Origin of the sequence: Pseudomonas sp. lyk4-TYG-107 (assembly GCF_030209055.1) — a bacterium.
Classification (GTDB): domain Bacteria; phylum Pseudomonadota; class Gammaproteobacteria; order Pseudomonadales; family Pseudomonadaceae; genus Aquipseudomonas; species Aquipseudomonas putida_A.
In genome coordinates, this window is record NZ_JARVST010000009.1 from 143,170 (window position 1) to 168,437 (window position 25,268).

At 62.3% G+C, this 25,268-nt stretch carries 23 protein-coding genes; 9 read left to right on the plus strand and 14 right to left on the minus strand.

The features are described from left to right. Positions 1-112: 112 nt before the first annotated feature. The 5 genes from QRN61_RS09965 to QRN61_RS09985 all read right to left on the minus strand — a co-directional run bounded on the left by QRN61_RS09965 (position 113) and on the right by QRN61_RS09985 (position 3,157). Positions 113-901 carry a fimbrial biogenesis chaperone gene (locus tag QRN61_RS09965; RefSeq protein WP_285373696.1) on the minus strand — a complete coding sequence of 263 codons (789 nt, stop codon included), beginning with the start codon at positions 899-901 and terminating at the stop codon, positions 113-115. Between the two features lie 34 nt (positions 902-935). Then, the gene (locus QRN61_RS09970; RefSeq protein WP_096795680.1) at positions 936-1,436 is read right to left on the minus strand and encodes a Csu type fimbrial protein; all 501 of its coding nucleotides are present in this window, start codon (positions 1,434-1,436) and stop codon (positions 936-938) included. Positions 1,437-1,440: 4 nt separating this feature from the next. Beyond that, positions 1,441-1,977: a Csu type fimbrial protein gene (locus tag QRN61_RS09975; protein ID WP_027614606.1), complete on the minus strand. Its 537-nt coding sequence runs from the start codon at positions 1,975-1,977 to the stop codon at positions 1,441-1,443. Between the two features lie 20 nt (positions 1,978-1,997). Beyond that, a complete protein-coding gene (locus QRN61_RS09980) occupies positions 1,998-2,531 on the minus strand; it encodes a Csu type fimbrial protein (protein WP_096795681.1) in 534 nt (177 codons plus the stop codon). A gap of 104 nt (positions 2,532-2,635) precedes the next feature. Beyond that, positions 2,636-3,157, minus strand: coding sequence for a Csu type fimbrial protein (locus QRN61_RS09985; protein ID WP_096795682.1), 522 nt, complete (start codon positions 3,155-3,157; stop codon positions 2,636-2,638). 287 nt (positions 3,158-3,444) lie between these two features. Between QRN61_RS09985 and zapE the strand changes: the two genes are divergently transcribed. Together zapE and QRN61_RS09995 are read left to right on the plus strand one after the other, a co-directional pair. Further along, positions 3,445-4,566, plus strand: coding sequence for a cell division protein ZapE (gene zapE / locus QRN61_RS09990; RefSeq protein WP_285373697.1), 1,122 nt, complete (start codon positions 3,445-3,447; stop codon positions 4,564-4,566). Positions 4,567-4,779: 213 nt separating this feature from the next. Continuing rightward, a complete protein-coding gene (locus tag QRN61_RS09995) occupies positions 4,780-6,093 on the plus strand; it encodes a protein kinase (RefSeq protein WP_285373698.1) in 1,314 nt (437 codons plus the stop codon). A gap of 82 nt (positions 6,094-6,175) precedes the next feature. On the opposite strand, the gene QRN61_RS10000 is transcribed toward QRN61_RS09995, so the two are convergent. Further along, positions 6,176-6,880: a YebC/PmpR family DNA-binding transcriptional regulator gene (locus QRN61_RS10000; RefSeq protein ID WP_027614601.1), complete on the minus strand. Its 705-nt coding sequence runs from the start codon at positions 6,878-6,880 to the stop codon at positions 6,176-6,178. A gap of 219 nt (positions 6,881-7,099) precedes the next feature. On the opposite strand from QRN61_RS10000, the gene QRN61_RS10005 reads away from it, so the two are divergent. Then, entirely contained in the window at positions 7,100-8,485 is a 1,386-nt protein-coding gene (locus QRN61_RS10005) for a type VI secretion system Vgr family protein (RefSeq protein ID WP_285373699.1), read from the plus strand. A gap of 901 nt (positions 8,486-9,386) precedes the next feature. On the opposite strand, the gene QRN61_RS10010 is transcribed toward QRN61_RS10005, so the two are convergent. Next, entirely contained in the window at positions 9,387-10,778 is a 1,392-nt protein-coding gene (locus tag QRN61_RS10010; RefSeq protein ID WP_285373700.1) for an FAD-dependent oxidoreductase, read from the minus strand. Positions 10,779-10,848: 70 nt separating this feature from the next. Next, positions 10,849-12,174: an MFS transporter gene (locus tag QRN61_RS10015; protein WP_103369265.1), complete on the minus strand. Its 1,326-nt coding sequence runs from the start codon at positions 12,172-12,174 to the stop codon at positions 10,849-10,851. A 270-nt stretch (positions 12,175-12,444) separates the two neighbouring features. Here QRN61_RS10015 and QRN61_RS10020 point away from each other — a divergent pair, with 270 nt between their 5' ends. Continuing rightward, entirely contained in the window at positions 12,445-13,317 is an 873-nt protein-coding gene (locus QRN61_RS10020; protein ID WP_096795687.1) for a LysR family transcriptional regulator, read from the plus strand. Positions 13,318-13,413: 96 nt separating this feature from the next. On the opposite strand, the gene QRN61_RS10025 is transcribed toward QRN61_RS10020, so the two are convergent. Beyond that, entirely contained in the window at positions 13,414-14,274 is an 861-nt protein-coding gene (locus QRN61_RS10025) for a LysR substrate-binding domain-containing protein (protein WP_285373701.1), read from the minus strand. 113 nt (positions 14,275-14,387) lie between these two features. Here QRN61_RS10025 and QRN61_RS10030 point away from each other — a divergent pair, with 113 nt between their 5' ends. The 3 genes from QRN61_RS10030 to QRN61_RS10040 all read left to right on the plus strand — a co-directional run bounded on the left by QRN61_RS10030 (position 14,388) and on the right by QRN61_RS10040 (position 17,222). Continuing rightward, the gene (locus QRN61_RS10030; protein WP_285373702.1) at positions 14,388-15,497 is read left to right on the plus strand and encodes a 2-aminoethylphosphonate--pyruvate transaminase; all 1,110 of its coding nucleotides are present in this window, start codon (positions 14,388-14,390) and stop codon (positions 15,495-15,497) included. A 154-nt stretch (positions 15,498-15,651) separates the two neighbouring features. Then, positions 15,652-16,479: a phosphonoacetaldehyde hydrolase gene (gene phnX / locus QRN61_RS10035; RefSeq protein WP_285373703.1), complete on the plus strand. Its 828-nt coding sequence runs from the start codon at positions 15,652-15,654 to the stop codon at positions 16,477-16,479. A gap of 194 nt (positions 16,480-16,673) precedes the next feature. Further along, positions 16,674-17,222 carry a cytochrome b gene (locus QRN61_RS10040; RefSeq protein WP_285373704.1) on the plus strand — a complete coding sequence of 183 codons (549 nt, stop codon included), beginning with the start codon at positions 16,674-16,676 and terminating at the stop codon, positions 17,220-17,222. 161 nt (positions 17,223-17,383) lie between these two features. On the opposite strand, the gene QRN61_RS10045 is transcribed toward QRN61_RS10040, so the two are convergent. Both QRN61_RS10045 and QRN61_RS10050 read right to left on the minus strand, forming a co-directional pair. After that, positions 17,384-18,310, minus strand: coding sequence for a 1-aminocyclopropane-1-carboxylate deaminase/D-cysteine desulfhydrase (locus QRN61_RS10045; RefSeq protein ID WP_285373705.1), 927 nt, complete (start codon positions 18,308-18,310; stop codon positions 17,384-17,386). Between the two features lie 227 nt (positions 18,311-18,537). After that, on the minus strand, positions 18,538-20,577 hold the full coding sequence (locus QRN61_RS10050; protein ID WP_285373706.1) for an NADPH-dependent 2,4-dienoyl-CoA reductase: 2,040 nt from the start codon (positions 20,575-20,577) through the stop codon (positions 18,538-18,540). Between the two features lie 206 nt (positions 20,578-20,783). Here QRN61_RS10050 and QRN61_RS10055 point away from each other — a divergent pair, with 206 nt between their 5' ends. After that, positions 20,784-21,914, plus strand: a complete 1,131-nt coding sequence (locus QRN61_RS10055) for a carbon-nitrogen hydrolase family protein (RefSeq protein ID WP_096795694.1) — start codon at positions 20,784-20,786, stop codon at positions 21,912-21,914. A gap of 3 nt (positions 21,915-21,917) precedes the next feature. Next, entirely contained in the window at positions 21,918-22,958 is a 1,041-nt protein-coding gene (locus tag QRN61_RS10060) for an AraC family transcriptional regulator (RefSeq protein ID WP_096795695.1), read from the plus strand. A 4-nt stretch (positions 22,959-22,962) separates the two neighbouring features. On the opposite strand, the gene QRN61_RS10065 is transcribed toward QRN61_RS10060, so the two are convergent. The 3 genes from QRN61_RS10065 to QRN61_RS10075 form a co-directional block, all read right to left on the minus strand. Then, on the minus strand, positions 22,963-23,091 hold the full coding sequence (locus tag QRN61_RS10065) for a hypothetical protein (RefSeq protein ID WP_265331916.1): 129 nt from the start codon (positions 23,089-23,091) through the stop codon (positions 22,963-22,965). 253 nt (positions 23,092-23,344) lie between these two features. After that, a complete protein-coding gene (locus QRN61_RS10070; RefSeq protein ID WP_183782535.1) occupies positions 23,345-24,232 on the minus strand; it encodes a DUF2242 domain-containing protein in 888 nt (295 codons plus the stop codon). Between the two features lie 91 nt (positions 24,233-24,323). Then, positions 24,324-25,223 (minus strand): LysR family transcriptional regulator, encoded by a 900-nt coding sequence (locus tag QRN61_RS10075; RefSeq protein WP_247268569.1) that lies wholly within the window; start codon positions 25,221-25,223, stop codon positions 24,324-24,326. Positions 25,224-25,268 lie beyond the last annotated feature (45 nt).

Below are 25,268 nucleotides of genomic sequence, written 5' to 3' on the forward strand. Positions count from 1 at the left end.
AGCCGTCGTCAGAACTGTTTAAGCGAACTGCCTGACATGGCTTGGGGCTGCATCGCAACCCAGCGGGAGCAAGCTCCCTCGCCACAAAAGTCCACTCGGCATGGCTCCCTTTTCAGCGTCCCGGCGCAATGCTCTGCACCTGCGCCCCGCCATTGACTCGCACTTGCAACGCCGACTCACTCGCCAACGCTCCAGGTGCCGGCCAGCGCATCACCGCGCCCGGCAGCACATAACCCAGCAGGCCTTCGGCCAATGGCTTGCTCTGTCCACCCTGTTTGATCGCCACGTCGGTCAGCCGCGCATGCACCGCGCCCTGATTGCGCACTTCGATATACGGTCGACCGTCCACCGCCACCGTGCGCCAGCTCAGTTGCGGCACACCGATACCCTTGGGATCACGCGGGCGGGTGCTGTCTTCCTTGCTCCACAGCCCCGCGCCGTAGGCAAACAAGGGCACCGAATAGCGCATCTGAAAGCGGATCGCGGCTGCGGTTTTGCCGCCCTCGGCGGCCGGCGGCTGGGCGGAAGGGATTTCGTCGATGATGATCCGGTAAGCCAGTTCCTGCCCCGGCGGCACATCCTTGGTCCGGGTCAGGCGCACCAGTTGTTTTTGCCCCGGCTCGATCTTCGCCACTGGCGGGCTGCCGATCATATCGCGCTGGTTCTGGTATTGCTCTGCAAAGCCGCTCTGGCTCCAGCCGAACACGCGGATCTGCAGGTTGGCGGTTTCCGTGCCACGGTTTTCCAGCCATAGCGCACTGGCCTGTTGATCGGCCTCCAACACCGGATCGATCGGCCAGATCAGCACCGAGCTGGCGGCCTGCGCATGGCCGGCCCCGAGCATGACCAGCGCCAGCAACGCGCCCTGCAACAACGAATGCCCAGACGTAACTGCCCCCATGAACCTGCTCCTTGTCGGCCATTCAAATGTCGCTTTACCACGACAGCTGCACCTGCAACACGTCGCTGTATGTCCCCCCGGGCTGATTGCCCGGCAATTGCACCTGACCGTAAATCGGCAGGCTGATGTTGTTCGCATCGCTATAGGCCACCGCCACGCTCTGGCCGATGCCCAGGCTCTGGCTGTAAGCCGCATCGCGGAACAGCGCATACGCCACCCGCGCACTGCCGCTGTTGATCTGCATGTGGCGACCGCTGCTGTTGTACTGGCCGCCATCGACCGTCATGTTCAGTGCCACCCCCGGCGTGCATTGCAACTGTACGCCGCCGGTCAATGCCACTTGCACCGTGCCGGTCGCGAGGGCCGAACTCGAACCGAAATTCAGTCCGCCGTAATTCGACACCCCGCCCACCACCAGGCATCCCGGCGTGATGGTCGCGCTGACCTGAAAGCTCTGGCTGGTCGCCGCCCCCAGTGACAGCGGCACACTGCCCGCACAGAGCAGGAGCAGCGCGGCACAGCCTTGGCGGCGCATGGCATCAGAACGTCAATTCAACAGCGACGGTGTCGGTGTACGTCCCCGCCGGCAACCCGGCCTTGCCCACCGCCTGACCGTAGATATTCACCGTCTGCGCCACGCCAGTGCTGGTCGCCAGGTTGATCGTGCCGTCGATCGGCAGCAGTTGCGAATGCCCGGCATCGGTGTAGAAGTCGTACGGCACGTAGTTGGCGACACCGTCGTACAGCGCGCGAGCGCCGCCCGGCGACTGCCCATCGTGAGCACCCGCACGCACCTTGACCACCGGGGTCGTGCCGCTGGAGCAGAGAATCGACAGCGCCCCGCCGCCACCGCCCAGAACCTGCCCGCTGGCGGTGGTGAACAGGCTGTTGGCGGTGCCGAAGTTCAGCGCACCAAAGTTCAGCCCGGTGGAGCCGCCGGCACCGTTGACCTGACAGCTGCTGATCAGGGTCAGGCTGGCGGTGATCTGGCCGGTGACCGTGGTGGCGGCGTGGGCACTGGAAACCAGCGTCAGGCCGAGCAACGACAAACCTATCCTTGATGCAAACTTGCGCATGGTGTCCGTCCTCTACGGGGTTACCAGTCGAGCGTCACCGTCAGCGTGTCGGTGTAGACACCTGCCGGAACCGCGCGGGTATTCGCCACCACCGTACCAAACACCGGAATCGGTATCTGCGCACCGCTGGTGACAGCGAAATTGTGTTGTTGACCAATGCTGTAGCGCTGGCTACCGGAGGCATCCAGAAAGAGTTGATAAGGCAGGGTCTGGCGCCCGTTGCTCAGGCGGCGGGTGGTGCCGTCGCCGTGGCTGCCGCCGTCGATGGTGACGGTGAAACCGGTGACCGAGGGATTGCAGGCGACGTTCAGCTTGCCGCTGCTGTCGCCGTCGAGACTGGCCTTGATCGGCGCGTTCCAGGTCGGCCCCTGCTGACCGAAATCGAGGGTGCCCAGATTGCTCACCGGGATCGCCGGGGTGGCGCTGTTGGTGACTTCGCACCCGGCGATCAGGATCAGCCGCGCATTGATCTGGCCACTGATCGCCGCCTGTGCGTCGTCAGCGAGCAACAGCAACGTACCCGTGGCGATAACCATCCAGTGCTTGCCTGTCATAGCGTCCGTCCTACTCCTTCAGGATGCCTGCGTACCTTGCGTTCAGGATTGAACGCCCCTTCCCTGCGCAATCCGCCTCCAGCGGATTGCCTGAAATCCTGCACTCACCAAGTCACGGTGACTTTCACCAGATCCGAATAGCGGCTGACCTGCGGCACCTGCGCCAGACGCCCGATCCGCGCGTAAAGCGGCAACTCCACCGTGCCGGTGTCCGGCACCCGGCCGCTGACTGGCACGTTCACCACCAGCGGCACCCGGCGCGCCGCGTCCTGATACAGCCGATATGGAATCGGCTGGCTCCCCGCCGCCCCCGCCATGTAGCGAACCTCGCCAACGCCACCATGCAGGCCACCGTCGACCCGCAGTTGATACGGCGTGTCAGGGTTGCATTCCAGACGTGGCAACCGTTGGTTGGTCAGCGCCGCACCCAGTGGCCCGGCCGGGTCGTCGAGACGCGCAATACTGCCGAAATCCAGCACGCCCAATTGTTCGATACCCGCCTCGCGCTGTTGGCCGATCAACTGGCAGCCACGCTGCACGTCAACGCGGACTTCGACCTGAAGATCCGCCGCATGCACCGATGCCCCAAGCACCCCGAGCAGGCCCATCACCACACGTACAATCACTGTCCCATTCCTTGTGAGGGAACATCCTGGATGACGTTACTGTGTTTCAGGGTAGCAACGGACAACGAATCCGCCAGTCGATTGGATCCATGGATCTGCCGGGATATGTTTCGAAAGTTTGGCAACACGGCGAATTACATCGCTGAAAATAGCTGTACGTCCCGCACAAATCTGTTCAGTGATCGCCCACAGTCGACGAGCCGCGATGGAAGCCGGGCGCAGCCTCTGGTTACACTACGGCGCCGCGCTCCCGGGCGCCGGTCTGATGAACACGGAGTGACTGCACTGTGCCCTCTCGAGCGCCCAAACGATCGCCACTGACCCTACGCTGGTCGGCGCTGCGCCGCTGGTTCGCCAAGGGCCGGCCCGCGCATGCCGGGCATGACGCGAATGCCCAGTCGATCCGCGACTATTTCCGGCACAAGGCCCATGGTCAGGGTTACACCCTCAGCCACAGCCAACAGCGGGTGATCGATTGCATGGCGCAGCAGGCCAGCCTGTTGTTCGGCGCCAAGCCGCAAATGCCGCCGAGCCTGTACCTGCATGGCGCGGTCGGACGCGGCAAGAGCTGGCTGCTCGACGGTTTTTTCCAGGCACTGCCGACCGCGCAGAAACAGCGCGTGCATTTCCATGAATTCTTTGCCCGGTTGCATCAGGGCATGTTCAACCATCGCGAACAAGACGACGCTCTCGGCGTCACCCTCGACGAGCTGTTAGCCGATTGCCGGGTAATGTGTTTCGACGAATTTCATGTGCATGACATCGGCGATGCGATGCTCATCACCCGCCTGTTCAAGGCCTTGTTCGAACGCGGGATTCTGCTGCTGGTGACTTCCAACTATCCGCCGGAAGGCTTGCTGCCCAACCCGCTCTATCACGCGCGCTTCAAACCGGTGATCGAATTGATCAACGCCCGAATGCAAGTGATGGAGGTCGGCGGCCCGCACGATTACCGCAGCCAGGCGAGCAACCATGCGCATCAGGTTTTCACGCAGGGCCACTATGTGTGGCCAGCCACCGCAACCCAGCGCGAGGCGCTGAACCTGCCGCCCGAAGGTGCCCCGGCCATTGCGTTGCCGGTGGGCAGCCGACACGTTCAGGCGCGCCTGTGCGATGGCAGCCGGGTCGCTTTCGCCTTCAGCGACGTGTGCGAGCAACCGACAGCGGTGATGGATTATCTGGAGCTGTGTCGGCGTTTCGACCAGTGGATCATCGACGACCTGCCGGAACTCGGTGAGTGCTCGATCGCCGCACAACAGCGCTTCATCAACCTGATCGACGTGCTCTACGACCAGGACAAGCACCTGACCCTGCTCAGCCGCTTGCCACTGCGCGAGGCCCTTGGCGGGAATGCCATCGATCTGGCGCGCACCCGCAGTCGCCTGGGGCAGTTGCAGGAAACCCACTGACCCACTCAAGTCCCTTGTGGGAGCGAGCCTGCTCGCGAAAGCGTCCTGTCAGCCAATATTTCGCCAACTGACACTCCGCCTTCGCGAGCAGGCTCGCTCCCACAGGAATTAAAGGGGCCTCCAGTTCAGATCAATGCAAATCCCGGCTTTGCCGTTATCATGTCGCCCATTCCGAGCGCCCGGCGCTTCTTTCCTTTGATAGTGAACATCCCCATGCACACCCTTGCTCAATTGCGCGCCGGCGAGTTGTCGGGCATTACCCGGCTGGATCTGTCTTGCGGCCTGACCGAGTTCCCCCGGGAGATTTTCGAACTGGCCGATACGCTGGAGGTGCTCAACCTCAGCGGCAACGCCTTGAGCAGTCTGCCCGACGACCTGCATCGCCTGACCAGGATGCGCATTCTGTTCTGCTCGGACAACCGCTTCACCGAGGTGCCGGAATGCGTCGGAAAATGCGCGGCGCTGACGATGATCGGCTTCAAGGCCAACCGCATCAGCCACGTGCCGGGCCCAGCATTGCCGCCGCTGCTGCGCTGGTTGATCCTGACCGACAACTGCATCGAAAGCCTGCCCACCGAACTGGGTGAGCGCCCGTATCTGCAAAAACTGTTGCTGGCCGGCAATCGCCTGCAAGCGCTGCCCGCCTCAATGAGCCAGTGCCATCGCCTGGAGCTGATCCGCATCGCCGCCAACCAGATGCGTGAACTGCCGCAGTGGCTGCTGACCCTGCCGAGCCTGACCTGGCTGGCGTATGCCGGCAATCCGCTGGAAACCGAAGCCGATGCCGCCGCGCTGGAAGCCACGCCGCTGATCGACTGGTCGGCGCTGCGTCTGGAACAGCGCCTGGGCGAAGGCGCCTCGGGGGTGATTTCCCGGGCGCAGTGGCAGCGCGCCGACGGCTCGCAGGTGCCGGTCGCGGTGAAGCTCTATAAAGGTGAAATGACCAGCGACGGTTCGCCGCTGCACGAGATGAACGCCTGCATCACCGCCGGCCTGCACCCGAACCTGATCCGCGTGGAAGGCCGTATTCACGGGCATCCCGATGGCCAACAGGGGCTGGTGATGCAACTGATCGACCCAAGCTTTCGCAACCTCGCGGCATTGCCGAGCCTGGCGAGCTGCTCGCGGGATGTGTATGCCGAGGACTGCCGCTTCAGTGCCGAAGTGGCGCTGAACATTGCCAAGGGCATCGCTTCGGCGGCCGAGCACTTGCATCAACAGGGCATCACCCACGGCGACCTCTACGGCCACAACATTCTGCTGAACGATCAGGGCGATTGCTTGCTCGGGGATTTCGGCGCGGCGTCGTTCCATGCCACCACCGACAACCTGGAAACCCGGGCACTGCAACGCATCGAAGTGCGGGCGTTCGGGGTTCTGCTCGGGGAATTGCTGGCGCGCGTCGACGCGGGGTTGAGCGATGAACAACGCGAGGTGCTGGAGGCGCTGGAACAGCGTTGCTGTCAGCCGGACGTGCTGGCGCGGCCGGGGTTCAGCGAAGTGATTCAGGTATTGCACACACAATGACAAAAAGATCGCAGCCTGCGGCAGCTCCTACAGGGTTATGTGTACACCTGTAGGAGCTGCCGCAGGCTGCGATCTTTTGATCTTAGCCCGCCAGACCGACAAACATGTCCTGCACGTCGTCGTGGTTGTCGAGGCCTTCGAGGAACGCTTCAACTTCAGCCATCTGCTCGGCGCTCAGGCCGCTGACCGGGTTCTTCGGCTGGTAGCCGAGTTTGGCCGACAGCACCGTGAAGCCTTGCTCAGGCAGGGCTTTCTGCACGGCGTCGAGGTCGGTCGGATCGGTCAGGAACAGGGTCGCGCCCTCTTCGCCCGGCTCGAAGTCCTGGGCACCGGCCTCGATCGCGGCCATTTCCGGATCGGCGTCCGGGGTGTCCGGCGACGCTTCGATCATGCCGACGTGGTTGAAGTCCCAGGCCACCGAACCGGAAGCGCCCAGTTGACCCTTGCGGAACGCCACGCGGATTTCCGCGACGGTGCGGTTGATGTTGTCGGTGACGCACTCGACGATCAACGGAACCTGATGCGGTGCGAAACCTTCGTACGTCACGCGGTGGTACTGCACGGTTTCGCCCAGCAGGCCGGCGCCTTTCTTGATGGCGCGGTCCAGGGTTTCCTTGGGCATCGAGGCTTTCTTGGCCTGCTCGACCACCAGACGCAGGTGTGCGTTGGTGGCGGTATCGGCACCGTTGCGGGCAGCGATGGTGATTTCTTTCACCAGTTTGCCGAAGATCTTGCCCTTGGCGTTGGCTGCCGCTTCTTTGTGTTTAACCTTCCACTGTGCGCCCATTACTCACTCTCTTGATCTGTGGCGCCGAGACATCTATTGGCCGACGCGTGGCGCCAAGTTTATACGGCCTAAAGTCGGCAATCGACCAAAAAAATCATTGTTGAATCGACATCGTCACCACGACTTGTAGGGCGATTCTGAAAAGCCCACCAGCCATGACCATTCGTGCTCGCGTTTTCGTACCCTCTGCCGTCCGTATTGCCCACAGAGCCCGTACGAATGCTCAATGATAAGGAAACCCCGTTCACCCTGACCCTGACCGACGGCCCGCTGTGCCTGCCGGTCTTGCGTTTCAGTGGCAAGGAAGCACTCAATCAGCCGTTTCGCTTCGAGATTGAAATGATCGGTCTGGCACCGGCGTTGCCCCCAGGCAGTCTGCTGCGCCAACCGGCGTTCCTGCGCCTGGGCGCCGATCACGGGATCCACGGTCTGATCCACAGCGTCAGTTGCGAGCATCGCGCCAGCCACCGCATCGGCTACCGGCTGATCCTCGTCCCGCTGCTGATGAGTCTGGACCAGCCGCCCCGGCGCCGGGTCTTCGTGCAAACGAGCGTGCCGACGATCCTCGCGCAATTGCTCGGCGAGCATGAGTTGCCGGCGGACAGTTACCGGATCGAAATGAGCGTCGGCCAATACCCGCCGCGGCCCTTTTGCATCCAGTACGAAGAAAGTGACCTGGCCTTCGTGCAACGGCTGTGTGAGGAGGAAGGCATCCACTATCACTTCGAACATCACCCGAACGGGCATGTGCTGGTGTTTGCCGATGACAACCTCAGCCTGCCGCAGGAACCGTTGCCGGTGCCGTTTGGCATCACCGACGACACACCATCACCGCGCGTCAGCACGCTGTTTCAGCGCCATGACGCGCCACCGGTGATGGCTGCGCACGGCATTCGCAACCGCGGGCAGGAGGCCATCGCCACCGACGCGGCCAACCATCCCGTGCCCGCACTCGCACCGCAGAACCTGTCCGGCGAACAGCGTCACGCCGAACAACGCAGCCGTCGCCATCTGCAGCGCCAGCGCTGTCAGTCGCGCTCGATCCGGGGCACCTGCGATTGCAGCGCGTTGCGCAGCGGGCATCTGTTACAGATCAGCGAGCATCCGATCAATACCTTCAATGAACAATGGCTGATCACCGAACTGCACCACCAGGGCCAGCACCCCTCGATCCTCGACCCGACCACTGATGTGCATCGCTATCGAAACGACTTCACTGCCCTGCCCTGGTCAAGCGATTTTCGCCCGCCATTGGCACAGCCGCGCCCGAACATCGGCGGCTACCATCTGGCACAAGTGCTGGGATCGCCCGGCCAGCCCGCGCAACTGGATGATCGCGGGCGCATCGGCGTCAACCTCTGGCCGGCGCAGACAACTGAGTCTGCATGCCTGTGGCTGCCAATCGCACTGACCGGCGCCGGCCGGCTCGCCACCCACCAGTTGCCCCGCGCCGGCAGTGAGGTGTGGGTCAGCTTCCTCGACAGCGACCCGGATCGACCGATTCTGTGCCTCGCCAACACGCGTCCCGCGCCACCGAGTGAAACACCACCACCGCGCGACAGCAGCCTGTTGCTCGATTGGCTGCTGCACGGTGCCGATCCCTAAGCGCCGCAGACATTGGCATTGAGTACACCTGGAAGAAACTGGGTGGTTGTGAGGTCGCTATCGCTGGCAAGCCAGCTCCCACAGTTGGATTGGGTGCGGGCTGTTGGAGGTGGGTCGGCTCGCAGGCCGCCTTCGCGAGCAAGCCCGCTCCCACAGTTGGATTGGGTGTAGGCTGTTGGAGATTGGTCGGCTGGGAGATTGCTATCGCTGGCAAGCCAGCTCCTACAGTTGGGTTGGGTGCGGGCTGTTGGAGGTGGGTCGGCTGGGAGGCCGCCTTCGCGAGCAAGCTCGCTCCCACAGTGAATTGGGTGTGGGCTGTTGGAGATTGGTCGGCTGGGAGATTGCTATCGCTGGCAAGCCAGCTCCCACAGTTGGATTGGGTGCGGGCTGTTGGAGATTGGTCGGCTGGGAGATTGCTATCGCTGGCAAGCCAGCTCTCACAGTTGGATTGGGTGCGGGCAGTTGGAGGCTGGTCGGCTCGTAGGCCGCCTTCGCTGGCAGGCCAGCTCCCACAGGGAGCTAAAGCCAAGCGCATGCTTTTCACCACTCAAATGGCCGAGTGTCAGCTCGCCGAAAGCTCTTGATCTTGCCGTGCCGGCCCCATCGGCAGGCTGAGTGAAGGGGTTTATCCGGGGGTGGGAGCGCAGCGACCGTTCGACGAAGTCGAACACATCGAGAGGAGGTGCAGCGAAGCAAACCGGAGGCGATGCCCCCCGGATGAATCCCGTAACGAAGGAACCCGAGCCTAGGCGAGGGCCGTACGCCGGGGCCAAGCCTTTTGCTTACTTTTCGGCGTCTGGAAAAGTGAGTCGCTGTAAGAGCGAAACCATAAGAAGCCGTTACCGCAGAAACGGATATGTACTCGGTAACCCAAAAGAACGCAGCGCTCGACAGCCCCCAATCACCCCTTGTCAGCCTTCCCCGCCGCCGCCGCAAACTTCGCCAACCGCACATCCAGATGCCGCGGCCGCCGCCCATGATCCTCTGCCCGCTCCTTGCGCCGAATCGCATTACGCACCATCAACGACCCCAGATACCGAATCGGCTCCGGCGGAAAATACCCCAGCGGCCCGTTCACCAACGGCGAACGGGTCCAGGGGTTATCGAGCCCCTGCACCAACGAGGCAAGAATCTGCCCGCCCATGTGACACGGCCCGACGCCACTGCCGGAATAACCAAAGCCATAAAACACATTGCCACTGGCACTCATCTGCCCGAAAAACGGCAACCCGGTGACCGAGCGATCCGACGGCCCGTTCCACGTCGCGTCGATCTTTACATCGGCAAACGCCGGGAAGAAGTTGCCGAGACTGCGTTTGAGCAACCCAGCATATGGCGAAGGCTGATCGAACACCGGCAGCATCCGCCCACCATACGCAAACGTGTTACCACCCTTGCCAAGCATGATCCGGCCGTCCGGCGTGTTGTGGTAGTAGTGCACGAAAATCCGCGAATCGAGCACCGTAACGCCGCTGGTCAAACCGATTTCCTGCAGCAGATCCGGGCGCGGCTCGGTGATCAGCATGTCACTGGAGACAATCGCCACGCTACGTTCGAACTGTGGAAACGCCCGGGCCATCCACGCATTCATCGCCAGTACCACACGGTCGGCTATCACGCAGCCCCCAGCGGTGTGAATACGCGCCGGACGGCCCTCCTCCAGGCCGGTCATCGCCGTGTTCTCGTGGATCTTCACGCCCAGTTGTAACGCCACCCGACGCAGCCCGCGCACCAGTTTGCCCGGCTGCACACTGGCCGCCGCTGGCGAGAACCAGCCTTCCAGATGCTTGCTGGAACCGGCCATGCGCTGCACATCGGCCACCGGGCGCTGCGTGAACGAGTTGATGCCGTTACGCTCCAGCGCCGCGATCACGGCGTCGGTCGAACCGACCTGCGCCTTGTTGGTGGCGGTGTACAGCGTGCCGTCGAGGCGATAATCGGCATCGACGCCGTACTGTTCGCAGAACTCGCCGATGGCGTGGATGCTGCGCTCGGATTCCTTGACCAGGCGCACCGCCTCCTCGACGCCGAACAGCCGCTCGAGGGTGAAATACTTGGCCGACCACGACAACGCGCAACCACCGTTGCGGCCACTGGCACCGGCGCCGCAGATGTCGGCTTCGATCAGCAGCACATCGAGTTCCGGGTTCTGCTGCTTGAGCATGATCGCCGTCCACAACCCGGTGTAGCCGCCGCCGACGATGCACACGTCGGTGCGCACTTCGCCTTGCAGCGACGAGCACGTCGCGGATGGGTCGGCCTGCAAGGCTTGCTCTAGCCAAAACGGTCGCATGGGATTCTCCAGTCAGATGGCCACGACACAGCCTGCCGCGAACGCCGCAGCAGGCCGCGAGGCAAGGGTTTCAGTTACGCAGGGGTTTGATGGTCAGCGGGCAATTGGGAATGGCCGCGCGCGGTTCCATCACCCCGACCGGGCGGCTGTTCCAGTGCGGAATCAGCACCAGCGCCGAGAACAAAGCGCAGCCGGCGAAGACGATGAACACCGTCACCGAATCGAAGTAACCCGGCAGCAATCCGCCGAGCACCGCGCCGACCGAGCCGCAACCGTTGACGAAGCCGGCTGCCGTGGCACCGGCCTTGGCCTTGCCGAAGTCGATGGCCGCCGCGCCGCTGATCATCGAATCCGGCCCGTACAGGGTCAGGCCCATGACAAACAGCAACGCCACCACCAGCATCACGCTGCCGGTGTGCAACGCGCCCATGAATAGCGCCAAAGTTACGGTCAGTGCCAGCAGACTGAGGACGCAGGCCGGCATGCGCCGGGCGCCGAACAGTTTGTCCGAGGCCAGACCGATCATGATCGGCCCGAGCAGACCGGCCAGTTCGAACGAGGTGGGAATGATCGCCGCGCCGACCTTGCCGACACTTGGCATCTGCTCAAAGACGATCACCGGCCCCCACAACAGAATCGCGTAACGCGCCGGTTTCAACATGAAATACGCCAGGCCCAGCACCAGCACCGTGCGGTTGCGCAGGATTTCCTTCAACGGCTCCCAGACGCTGAGCTTGCTGTTGGCTTCGGTTTCCGCGGCACTGAGTTCCGGCTCCGGTTCAACCGCCGGCAGGCCGACGTCTTCGGGTTTGTTGCGCTGAAAAATGAAGAACAACACCGCCACCACCGCGACCACTGCCGCGCTGGAAATGAACGCCGCGTGCCAGGTGCCCATCAGCGTATACGCCCACCAGCCGGCAAACGGCGAGGCCACCAGACCGCCAAACGCGTAGCAGGAGCTCCACAATCCGAGCACCCGCCCACGCTGCTGCGCCGGGAAGAAACTCCCAAGGTTTTTACACAATCCCGACCAGCCGGTGGACTGCGCCAGCCCCTGGATCAGCATGCAAGTGGCGAAGATCGGCAAGGTCGCGAAACTGCCCATCACCAATGCCGCGCCAGCAGAAATCAGCAGCCCGCCAAGCACCACGACCCTTGGGCCGAAACGGTCGGCGAGCATGCCCCAGGTGAATTGGCCGATGGCGTAGGCCGCCAGATAGATCGCATCGAGGTTGGCCATGGCCATCTTGTCGAGCATGAAGGTCGGGTCTTCGGCGATGCCCAGTTTGGCCACCGAAAATGCTTTGCGGGTGAAATAGAAAGCGGCGTACGCGAGCCAGGTGACAGCGAAAATCTGCATGCGCCAACGCGCAATGGTGCCGATGTGCTTGTTCATTGTGGTTCTGACCTCAGGGTGTGAGTGTGCCGGCAGAATCGTTAAGTAAACGCCTGTGTTTTTTATTGTTGAGCACTGCGCCAGCGCCCCATCCCTGATGGCGATAGCGGTCAGATGAGTCCTGTTGTTGCACGCACAGGCTCATCGCCGACGCTACTGTCCAAGCGGAAAGTCAGCGCTGGCGTGAGCGGATCAAAGCAATTACTGTTTAATAAATAAAATCGATTTATCGTATTTCACACATAAGTTCAGATTGTTACTGGAGGCTGCATGTCGGTGTCCCACGCCCAGCTCAAAGCCTTCCACGCCGTGGCCGTCCATGGAAGCTTCACCAAAGCCGCCGAACGGCTTTTTCTCACGCAACCGGCGATTTCCGACCAGGTGCGCAAACTCGAAGAGCGCTTTGGTGTGTTGCTGTTCCATCGCAACAAGCGTTCGGTGCGCCTGACCGATCTCGGTGAGCGCCTGCTGGCGATTACTCAGCGGCTGTTTGTGATCGAGGCTGAAGCCCAGGAACTGCTGCAGGAATCCCAGGCGTTGCAGACTGGCAGCCTGATTCTCGCAGTGGACGCACCGATACACGTGCTGCCGCAAATCGCGCGGTTCTGCGAGCGGTATCCGGGGATCAGCGTGAAGATCGAGACCGGTAACACCGATGAATCGCTGTTTCGCCTGTTCAACTATCAGGCCGATCTGGCGCTGCTCGGGCGCGATGTCACTGATGAACGTCTGCTGTGCGTGCCGCTGCGTAACGACCCGATGGTGGCGTTCGTTTCGCGCCATCACCCGTGGGCCGAGCGCGAGTCGATCTGTCTGGCCGATCTCGACGACACGCCACTGGTGCTGCGCGAACACGGCTCGGTGACCCGCCAGACTCTGGAAGAAGAAATGGCCCGCGCCGGTTTTCGCATTCGTCCGGCAATCCAGGTCGAGGGCCGGGAGGCGGCGCGCGAGGCGGTGGTGGTGGGGATCGGTGTGGGGGTGGTGTCGGCGGCGGAGTTTGGCGCGGATTCGCGGGTGTGTGCGTTGCCGATCACCGATTGCACCCGGCGGTTGACCGAGACGCTGGTGTGCTTGCGCGAGCAGAGTTCGCGGCGGGTGGTGGCGACATTTCTCGATATGGTGCGCGAGAGTCTTGGGTAAACCGGTCTGGTCCCTTCGCGAGCAGGCTCGCTCCCACAGTTGAAATGCATTCCAATGTGGGAGCGAGCCTGCTCGCGAAGGACGCACCACGGTGTATCAGCCTGGCGCCAGACCGAAGAACGCCTGAATCAGGCGCAACTCCCGCCGCCGCTCCATGCAGCCAATCATGTGCCGATTGACTAGCCCGTCCCCGACAATCGGAATCGCCACCACCCGCGGGTCATGGCTGACCTCCACCGAAGACACCACACCCACCCCCAGCTCCGCCGCCACCGCTTCGGTCACCGCCTCACGGCTATCCAGTTCCAGCAACACTCGCGGAATGACCGCCGCCTGCGCACACGCCTGATCAAAGGTACGCCGGGTGATCGAACTCGGCTCGCGCAACACCATGATCACCTGATCCAGCTCCTTGAGCTCTACTTCGCCGGCACGCTGCGCCCACGCATGCGCCGCCGGCACCAGCGCGCAGATCCGCGATTCGCTCAACGCTTGCAGATGCAAGCCCTTGCGCGGTTCGACCTCGGTCAGCACCGCCACGTCGGCATGCTCGGACAACAGCGCGGCGAGGGTTTCCTGCGCATTGCCCAGACGCAAATTCACCGTGATCCCCGGATAGCGCGCACGCAAGCTGGCAAGCATCGGCATGACCATGTGCGGGCCGTCCGCCGCCACTTCGAGACGCCCGGTGAGCAATTGGCGGTTGGCGTCGAGCAGGGTCTGCGCTTCTTCGGCCAGACCGAACATGGCGCGGGTGATCGCCGCCAGTTTGGTGCCCTCCTCGGTCAGTTCCACCCGGCGTGCGGTGCGACGCAGCAAGGTGATCTGGTAGTGCTCCTCCAGCGCCTTGATGTGTCCGGTGACCGCCGGCTGACTGATGAACAGGCGCGCGGCGGCGCGGGTAAAGCTGCCTTCCCGGGCCACGGCGTCGAAGGCGCGCAGCTGGAACAGATTCATGGATAACCCTCACTGATGGCTGGCATAACAACAAACAATTTGATTGATAGACCGCCGAATTGCAACGTATGCCCCGTAGCTTCATCCCACAGCGCTATCGCGAGGACACACGAATGAGTACTGCCGCACCCATCCTGCTCACTCCCGGCCCGTTGACCACCTCGGCCCGCACCCGCCAGGCAATGATGGTCGACTGGGGGTCATGGGATGACCGCTTCAATCAACTGACCGCCAGCCTCTGCGAGCAATTGCTGGCAATCCTCAACGGCGCCGCCACTCACCACTGCGTGCCTTTGCAGGGCAGCGGCACCTTCGCTGTCGAAGCCGCCATCGGCACACTGGTGCCGCGTGACGGCAAGGTGCTGGTGCTGATCAATGGTGCCTACGGCAAGCGTCTGGCGAAGATCTGCGAAGTGCTCGGCCGCTCGTTCAGCACCTTCGAAACCGCCGAAGACGAACCGACCACCGCTGCCGACGTCGACCGCCTGCTGCGCGCCGATGGCGACATCAGCCACGTCGCGCTGATTCATTGCGAAACCAGCACCGGCATTCTCAACCCGTTGCCGGAAATCGCCGAGGTCGTCGCGCAACACGACAAACGCCTGATCATCGATGCCATGAGCTCGTTCGGCGCACTGCCGGTGGACGCGCAAAAAGTGCCGTTCGATGCGCTGATCGCCGCTTCCGGCAAGTGCCTGGAAGGTGTGCCGGGGATGGGTTTTGTTTTCGCCCGCAAGGAATCGCTGGCAGCAGCGGCCGGCAACTCGCATTCGCTGGCGATGGACCTGTATGACCAGCACACGTATATGCAGAAGACCGGCCAGTGGCGCTTCACTCCGCCGACTCATGTGGTCGCGGCGCTGCATGAAGCGCTGTTGCAATACAACGAAGAAGGTGGCCTGCCCGCGCGGCATGCGCGCTACGCCGCCAACTGTCAGGCGTTGATGGAAGAGATGGGCAAGCTCGGCCTGCGCAGCTTCCTGCCGGCAGCGATCCAGGCCCCGATCATCGCCACCTTCCATGCCCCGCAAGATCCGCGCTACCAGTTCAAGGACTTCTACGAACGGGTCAAGGCCAAGGGTTACATCCTCTACCCCGGCAAACTGACCCAGGTCGAAACCTTCCGCGTCGGCTGCATCGGCCACGTCAACCCGGACGAAATGCGCCAGGCCGTGGCAGCAGTGGGTGAAGTGCTGCGCGAGATGGAAGTCCTCGATATCTGAAACACCACGCTACCAGTGGGAGCGGGCTTGCCCGCGATAGAGGTCTGACCATCAGCATAGATGTCGACTGAAAGGGCCCCATCGCGGGCAAGCCCGCTCCCACAGGATCGCCGAACCTTTTGAATTGCATTGCCAACACAGGATTCTTATTGCCATGAACTACACCAACCCAAACAAGCTGCAAGCCGCGATCCTCGACTGGGCCGGCACCGTGGTCGATTTCGGCTCGTTCGCACCGACGCAGATCTTCGTTGAAGCCTTCGCCGAATTCGACGTTCAGGTCTCCATCGAAGAGGCCCGTGGCCCGATGGGCATGGGCAAGTGGGACCACATCCGCACCCTGTGCGATCAGCCGCAGGTCGCCGAGCGTTATCGCAAAGCTTTCGGCCGCACCCCGACCGACGATGACGTGACCGCGATCTACAACCGCTTCATGCCGCTACAGATCGAGAAGATCGCCGAGCACTCGGCGCTGATTCCCGGCGCGCTGGAAACCATTGCCAACCTGCGTCAGCAAGGGATCAAGATCGGTTCCTGCTCCGGCTACCCGAAACAGGTGATGGACAAGGTCGTGGCCCTCGCTGCCACTAACGGCTACGTTGCCGACCACGTGGTCGCTACCGACGAAGTGCCGAACGGTCGCCCCTGGCCGGCCCAGGCTCTGGCCAACGTGATTGCGTTGGGCATCGATGATGTTGCGGCCTGCGTGAAGATCGACGACACCGTGCCGGGCATCCTCGAAGGCCGTCGCGCCGGGATGTGGACCGTGGCGCTGATCTGCTCGGGCAACGCGCTGGGCCTGGATTACGCCGGCTACCGGGCACTGGGCAGCGACGAACTGGCCAGCGAACGCAAACGCATCCACGCGCTGTTCGCCGATTCGCGCCCGCATTACATGATCGACACCATCAGCGACCTGCCGGAAGTGATTGCCGACATCAACAAGCGTCTGGCCAAGGGTGAGATGCCGCAATCGAGCTGATCGCGCCTTTTCGTCAAAACAATAGAAAACGCCAGGGTCTTAGCGACACTGGCGTTTTTTTTTGGCTAAAGCCCTGACTCAGCGCAGTGAAACTCCGATCAGCCTCAGGCAAATCTGCCAAAGGGGATTACAGTTAAAGCATGCCGTCGCACAAGAACGGCACGTGGCGACCCTGATCTGTGAGGAAACACCGTATGCCGTGGACAAGTTCCGAATCCCGCTACAGCACCGTGTCCGTGCTGCTGCACTGGCTGATGCTGGTCCTGTTGATCCTGGTGTATGCCAGCATGGAGTTGCGCGGGATTTTTCCCAAAGGCAGTGGCGGCCGCTCGCTGATCCGCGAAGTGCACTATATGCTCGGCCTGACCGTGTTCGTGCTGGTGTGGTTTCGCCTCGTAGCGCGCAGCATCGGCCCGGCACCGAAAATCTTCCCGGCCTCGCCGCAGTGGCAAACCCTGCTGGCGCGGGTGATGCACTGGTTGTTGTACCTGTTCATGATCAGCATGCCGATTCTTGGCTGGCTGATTACCAGCGCCGAGGGGCATCAGGTGATGTTCTACGGTTTCGATCTGCCGTTGCTGGTGAGCGAGGACAAAGCGTTCGCCAAACAAGTTGAAGGCTGGCACGTGCTGATTGCCACCGCAGGTTACTGGCTGATCGGTCTGCATGCCTTGGCGGGGCTTTATCACCATTATGTGGTGGGCGATAACACGTTGCTGCGGATGATGCCCAAGCGCGGTTGAACACCAACTCGGTAAATTTCCCCTGTGGCGAGGGTGCTTGCTCCCGCTGGGCTGCGCAGCAGACCTGAATCCTGAAAATCTGGACTGTCAGGCAAACTGTATTCGCTGAATCGACGACGGCTGCGCCGCCGAGCGGGAGCAAGCTCCCTCGCCACAGAAGTTCAACTGTAGGAAGTGAATCCGCGGCGCCCCTGCAAACCGCCGGTATGAACAAAGATCAACCGGGTGCCTGGCTCAAATCTGCCGGCCTCAATCTGCTCCTTGAGCATCAACAAAGCCTTGCCGGTATACAGCGGCTCCAACGGAACGCCGCTACTGCGCTCAGTGCTCTCGATGAACTCAAGCAACACCGGATCAACCTTGGCAAAACCACCCCGGCTCGCGTCGAACAATGCGTAATTCGTCATTGCCATATCCGTCTCCCGAACGATCGCCTCCACCTGCGCCGCCACGCCATGATCCTCCGGCACCGCCAGCGCGCCGTACACCGCACGCTCTCCCGCCTCGGCGAGTACCAACCCTGCCAGAGTCGTCCCGGTGCCGCACGCCAGCCACCAGCCGTGGAAATCGCTCCAGCCCAGATTCTTCAGTTGCGTGATCACCTGCTCCTTGAGCGCTTTGCAGCCTAAGGCACCGGCCAATCCGCCGCCACCCTCTGGCACTGCGTGCAGATTCGGGAACTGCGCCTGCCAAGGCTCCCAGAAGCCGGGCTCATGCCGCGCCCGATAGCCACCGTAACCGAGCCAGTGCAGTTGCATGCCGAACGCCTGCAGGTCCTCAACCGTGGGCGTCTGCTGTGGATGGCCACGCAACAGCCCAACGGTTTCGAAACCCAGACGCTTGCCAGCCGCCGCCAGCGCATGCAGATGATTGGAATGCGCGCCACCAAGGCTGATGATGCCCTGCGCGCCGGCGCGGTCGGCAGCTTTGAGGTGTTCGGTGAGTTTGAACCATTTGTTGCCGCTGATCAGCGGGTCGATCTGGTCGAGTCGCAGGATGGCGACCTCGATTCCGGCGTTGGTGAGCCAGTCGAATTGAAGCAATTCGAGGGGGGCTTGGGGTAGCCAGTTGGCGGGAGGAAGAAGCATGGGCGACTGATCATTCGAGGCAGAGCCGGCATTCTAGTCGCTCACAGGACGCCATCGCGAGCAGGCTCACTCCTACAGGATCCGCGCCATCCATAAATTCTGCGAACACCACAAATCTACTGTGGGAGCGGGCTTGCTCGCGAATGCGGTCTGTCAGTCATTGGATAGTTCAACTGACACGACGCCTTCGCGAGCAAGCCCGCTCCCACATTGGAGATTTGTGGGGCTTAGAGTTCAGCAGCCAGACGCGAACCCTGGTTGATCGCCCGCTTGGCATCCAGCTCGGCCGCCACATCAGCGCCGCCGATCAGGTGCACACTCTGCCCCGCTGCGACCAGACCGTCCTGCAGATCCCGCAGTGGATCCTGACCGGCGCAGATCACGATGTTGTCCACCGCCAGCACTTGCGGCTCGCCGGTTTCGCCAATGCGGATGTGCAGGCCTTCGTCGTCGATCTTCAGGTATTCGACGCTATTGAGCATCTGCACCTGCTTGTTCTTCAGACCGGTGCGGTGAATCCAGCCGGTGGTCTTGCCCAGGCCATCGCCGACCTTGGTTTTCTTGCGCTGCAACAGGAACACTTCGCGAGCCGGCGCGTGCGGCGCAGCTTTGATCCCGGCCACGCCACCGCGCGCTTCCAGGTTCGTGTCGATGCCCCACTCTTTCCAGAACGCGGTGCGATCCAGACTGGTGGCCACGCCTTCGTGCACAAGGAATTCCGAGACGTCGAAACCGATACCGCCCGCGCCAATCACCGCGACGCGCTTGCCCACCGGTTTGCGCTCGAGGATCACGTCCAGATAGCTAAGCACCTTGGCGTTGTCCACGCCCGGAATCGCCGGCACACGCGGCGCGATGCCGGTGGCGAGGATGATTTCGTCGTAACCGCCCTCGACCAGCTTCGCCACGTCGACGCGAGTATTCAGGCACACCTCGACATTCGTGGTCTGCAGCTTGCGCTTGAAGTAGCGCAGGGTTTCGAAGAATTCTTCCTTGCCCGGCACACGCTTGGCGATGTTGAACTGGCCGCCGATTTCGCTGGCCGAATCGAACAGGGTTACCTGATGACCGCGCTCGGCGGCCACGGTCGCGGCGGACAGACCGGCAGGCCCGGCACCGACCACGGCGATCTTCTTGATCTGTTGCACCGGCAAATAGTTGAGCTCGGTTTCATGGCAGGCACGCGGGTTGACCAGGCAACTGGTGAGTTTGCCGCCGAAGGTGTGATCGAGGCACGCCTGGTTGCAGCCGATGCAGGTGTTGATTTCGTCGGCGCGGCCTTCGGCGGCCTTGTTGACGAAGTCCGGATCGGCGAGGAACGGCCGCGCCATCGAGACCATGTCGGCGTCGCCTTCGGCGAGAATCTGCTCGGCGATTTCCGGGGTGTTGATGCGGTTGGTGGTGATCAGCGGAATGTTCACCGAACCACGCAGTTTGGCGGTGACCTTGCTGAACGCCGCGCGCGGCACCTTGGTGGCGATGGTCGGGATCCGCGCTTCGTGCCAGCCGATGCCGGTATTGATGATGGTCGCGCCGGCCTGCTCGATGGCTTTGGCCAGGGTCACGATCTCTTCCCAACTGCTGCCGCCCTCGACCAGATCGAGCATCGACAAACGGAAAATGATGATGAAGTTCGGGCCGACGGCTTCGCGTACGCGGCGGACGATTTCCACCGGCAGGCGCATGCGGTTTTCATAGCTGCCGCCCCAGCGATCGGTGCGGTGGTTGGTGTGCGCGGCGAGGAACTGGTTAATGAAATAACCTTCCGAGCCCATAATTTCCACGCCATCGTACTCAGCGCTCTGCGCCAGTACCGAACAGGTGACGAAATCGCTGATCTGTTTCTCGATGCCCTCCTCGTCCAGCTCTTTGGGCTTGAACGGGTTGATCGGCGCCTGAATCGCGCTTGGCGCCACCTGTTTCGGGCTGTAGGCATAACGCCCGGCATGGAGGATCTGCATGCAGATCTTGCCGCCCGCCTCATGCACTGCGCGGGTGACGATGCGGTGCTTGAGCGCTTCTTCCTCGGTGGTCAGCTTGGCTGCGCCGGAGTACACGCCGCCCTCGTCGTTCGGGCCGATACCGCCGGTGACCATCAGGCCGACGCCGCCACGGGCACGCTCGGCGAAGTACGCTGCCATGCGTTCGAAGCCACCCGGTTTTTCTTCAAGGCCAGTGTGCATCGAACCCATCAGGGTGCGGTTGCGCAGCGTGGTGAATCCCAGGTCCAGCGGGGCCAACAGGTGCGGGTAATGAGCGGCGGTCATCGGTAACTCCACAACGTGCGATCACGGAAATTGCGGGAGCTCTGCGTCCCCCGTCAGTCATGTTCGACAGACTAAGAGTCGCACTGCTGTCACTCAATGACCGAAACTGACAACTTATTGATCCAAATGCGCAGCGCCCCTTGGCAAGCGCAGGCATGCGCCCTACCCTAGTCGCCACACCCTGTACCCGGCTGTTGTTGGTTTTCATGCGCAAACTTCTGTATCTGTTTTTCTCCATGGCCATCGTTGCCGCCCTGACCACCTACGCCATGTGGGCGGCGGACCGGCCGGCGGGGCATTACCTGTCGGATCTGCGCATCAAACTGGCGGTCGATCAGGGCACGCCCGCCGACCGTGGCAATCTGCTGGGCATCCAGCCGGAACTGTTTCCGACCGACTACCAAAGCCCCGAGCGCCTGCACCGCAAACTCGCGGCCTATCTGCAGCAGGCACAGGATCAGGGGCTGCTGAACGAAAAAACCGTGGTGGTACTGCCCGAGCATGTCGGCACCTGGCTGATGATCAGCGGCGAGAAAGACGAGCTGTATCAGGCCCCGACCCTGGTCGAAGCGATGAACTGGCTGGCGGCGAGCAATCCGTTGCTGTTCGCCCGCGCCTGGCTCACTGCCAAGGGCGAAAATCGCCTCGACGACGCGCATCTGCGGATGAAGTCCAAAGCCATGGCCAAGGATTACCAGACGTTATTCGGTGGTCTGGCCAAGGAATTCCACGTCACACTGGTGGCCGGTTCCATTGTCCTGCCCGAACCGAGTATTCGTGATGGCCAGCTCAAGCCCGGTAGCGGCGCGCTGTTCAACAGCAGCGTGGTATTCGGCCGTGATGGCGTGCCGCTGGGCCAGCCCCAGCGGCAGATGCACCCGATCTTCGAACAACGTGACGTGATCGGAAGCGAAGACGAGCACGCGATCAACGTGATCGAGACCCCGGCCGGGCGTCTGGGTGTGCTGATCGGCAGCGACAGCTGGTACCCCGACAACTATCGCCGACTCGACGAGCAAGGCGCGCAACTGGTGGCGGTGCCGGCCTTCGTCGTCGGTCACGACGCCTGGAATCAGCCGTGGGCCGGTTACAAGGGTTCGAGCACACCGGGGTCGGTCAGCCTCAAGCCCGGGGAAATCAGTGAGGGTCAGGCCTGGCATCGCCTGACGCTGACCGCGCAGCCGCCGAGCAGTCGCGCGATTGCTGGCATGAGCGTGTTCCTGCGCGGCCAGTTCTGGGACAAGCCCGGTTCGGGGCAAAGCTTCCTCAGCAGCAACGGCCAGCAATTCGCCGATGGCGAAGCCCGTGGCGCGCGTCTGCTGAACATCTGGTTGTAAGCCATGAAGCCGCTGCCGATGCGTCTGGGGGATCTGTCGGTAGGTTTCGTGCACAGCCTCGCTGATGCCGTGCGCAGCCAAGGTGCCGATCCGCAACCGCTGCTCGAACAATATGGGCTGGATGCTGCGCGACTGGCCGAGGCCGGCGCGCGGTTGTCGATTCCGCGCTACATGCGTCTGGGGCACAGCGCGATTCAGTTGACCGGCGATCCGGCACTGGGCTTGCGCATGGGCCAGCTCAGCCGCTTGAGTCAGGCCGGGCTCGCCGGGGTCACTGCCGCGCAGGCGCCGACCGTGCGCGAGGCCGCCCGTTGTCTGATCCGCTTCGAGCCGCTGTACGGCTCCAACTATCGCGGGCAGTCGAGTTTTCACGAAGACGCTCATGGCGCGTGGCTGCGCTTCTATTCGATCAGCCCGTACAACGCCTATAACCGTTTTGTAGTGGATTCGATCATCGCCGGCTGGCTGCATCAGCTGTCCAGCGTCGGTCGCGAGCCACTGCGCGCCGAGCGCATCGAGATCGAATTTGACGCGCCGGACTACCGCGACGCCTACAACGTCTTGGGCGACTGCCCGATCCAGTTCGGCGCCGAACGCAATCAATTGCGCCTGAGCCTGAACAGCCTTGCACTGCGCAACCCCGAGCACTGCCCGAGTACCTGGAAGCATTTGCTGGCGTTGTGTGAACGGGAACTGGAGCAATTGACCCGCACCCGCAGCCTGCGTGAACGTATTACTCAGCTGTTGGGGCCGTTGCTCAATGGGGGCCGGGAGCCCGACCTGGAAGAAGTGGCGGCGCGCCTGAAGCTGCCAACCTGGACCTTGCGCCGTAAACTGGCCGAAGAAGGCACACAGTTTCGCGCGATCCTCAACGACACCCGCCGTGATCTGGCGATGACCTACATCCGCGACACCGAACTGGCGTTCGGCGAAATTGCCTACCTGCTGGGCTTTGCTTCAGCCGAGGCGTTTCAACGCGCCTTCAAACGCTGGAGCGGCCAGACCCCCGGCGAGTTTCGCCGCAGTCACCGCAAAACCGCCTGACACCTTACAGCTCGGTGGCGTCTTCGGCCGGCTCTGGCTGATCCAGTTCATACGCCTGGAATTCGAGCAGTTCTTCTTGATAGTCATCCATCGTGTGATCCCCCTGCTGCCCGTTTGAAAATAGCCCGGTCAACTGACCAGTGCCTCGAGCCTATCGTGCCCGTATGAAGGAAAAGTGACATCCCGCCTTCATGAATAAAACGTAGCAGGTGGTCAGGAATTTATCGCAGGATTTTTGTCGGGGGAATGTAACGAGATTTGAGTACACCACAAAACAAATGTGGGAGCGGGCTTGCTCGCGAAAGCGCAGTGTCAATCAACATATACATTGACTGATACTCCGCTTTCGCGAGCAAGCCCGCTCCCACAGGAGGGCTGCGCGCAGCTTATTGCATCGCCGGAATCGGCTCCGATGGCGGCGGGATATTGGTCGGGTTGGCCGGCGGCGTGATCGTTTCGGTAGCCGGTGCAGGCTCTGCACTCGGTGCCGGGGTGATCGGCGCTGACTCGGCCGGCGGCACCACTGGCTCAGAACCCGTTGGCGTCGGCGCAACCGGAGCGGGGGCCGGGGTCGCTGCCGGGGCTGCCGGCGTCATGTTTTGGGCAGGCTCGACAATCCCGGCTGGCGGCGGTGCAGGCGTTGCCTCTACCGCCGGTGCAGGTGTAACCGGCGCTACAGCGGCAGGCTTGGGCTCAGGCACACCGAGATCGGTCTTGGGTTTTTCTTCGATGTGCGCGGCTTTCTTCGCATCGGCTGGCAGGAACAACTCAACCAGCGTGAAGAACCGCTCGTAGAACTTCTGCGAGGTCACGGTCTCACTGGCCACCTTGACCATCGAATCGTCGGATGAGCCGATCGGCATCGACACCGAACCCAATACGCCAACCCCGAGACTGGCGGAGTTGTTGGTCTTCTTCAACGCGTAGCGATCCTGCAGGGCATTGGCGAACACCGTGGCATGGTGCTTGGCACTGCCATCTTCGGCACACACCACGTTGAAGCTGATTTCCAGGTGGGTTTCCCCGGTCTGCTGGAAACTCTTGTGGCCACTGACCAGTTTCGGGTCACTGCTGGTGATGATGTAGCCCTGGCTGAGCAACGCACGACGGGCCGCCTCGCAACTCGCGGTGTCGGCCACCGGATAATTGCGCGAGAACGTGCCGGAATCATCGAAGTTCTCATGCTCATAGATCGGCTTGTCCTTCGAACAGCCAGCAACAGCGGTCAACAACAGCGCCAACCCAACGACACGCATGGGAGTTGAAATCAACATTGAACATCCTGAGGAAAAACAGTCCGGGGCGTATTGTGCAACAGAACGTGGCCCTGCGGCGCATGGATTGTGTCTTAAAGCCGTTACAACCCTATTGACCCTTGTTTGCCGGAAAAAGTCGCAGCGACAAGTGATCGATGAAGACGCGCAATTTGGCGGTGGCGTGGCGACTGGAGGGCCACAACACCCAGAACTGACCGGTGTGTTTCATATGCGCATCCAGCACTCGCTGCAAACGCCCCTGCGCCACATCCTCATGGGTCATGAAATCCGGCAGGCAGGCGATACCCATCCCTGCCAAGGCTGCATGATTGACGGCTTCGATGGAGGTGGTGACCAGCCGCGTCGGCAAGCTCGGCTCCGGCGCGCCCTCCTCGCCAATCAATGGCCACGGCTCCAGCTTGCCGGTGGCATGAAAGGTGTGCCGCAAGCAGGCGTGCTCCGCCAGATCGGCGGGGATTTGCGGCACGCCGTGCTCCCGCAGATACAACGGGCTCGCCACCAGCACCATGTGAAACTCGCCCAAGGGCCGCGCCATCAGGCGTGAATCACGTGGTTGACCGGTACGAATCACCGCATCAAAGCCCTCCTCGACCACGTCGACCATGCGATCAGTCAGGTCCAGATCCAGCTCGATCTGCGGGTACAGCGCCATGAACTCATTCATCACCGGCATTACCAGCCCGTGCACCTGCGGCAGGCTGATGCGCAGTTTGCCATGGGGCTGCGAGGCGGAATCGCAAAGTTCGAACTCGGCGGCTTCCACCTCGGCGAGAATTTTGCGACAGCGTGCGAGGAACAGCGCGCCCTCGCTGGTCAGGGTGATGCTGCGGGTAGTGCGATGAAACAGCCGCACGCCCAATCGCGCCTCCAGCCGGGCGATACTTTTGCCCACCGCTGAAGACGACACGCCCTGCAGCCGCCCAGCCTCGGTAAAACTGCGGGTCTCGGCGACTTGAACAAACACCGAAATACTGCCCAGACTGTCCATTCCGCCCCTCCGATTCACGACATCCGTGTCCGATATGTTCGGAAC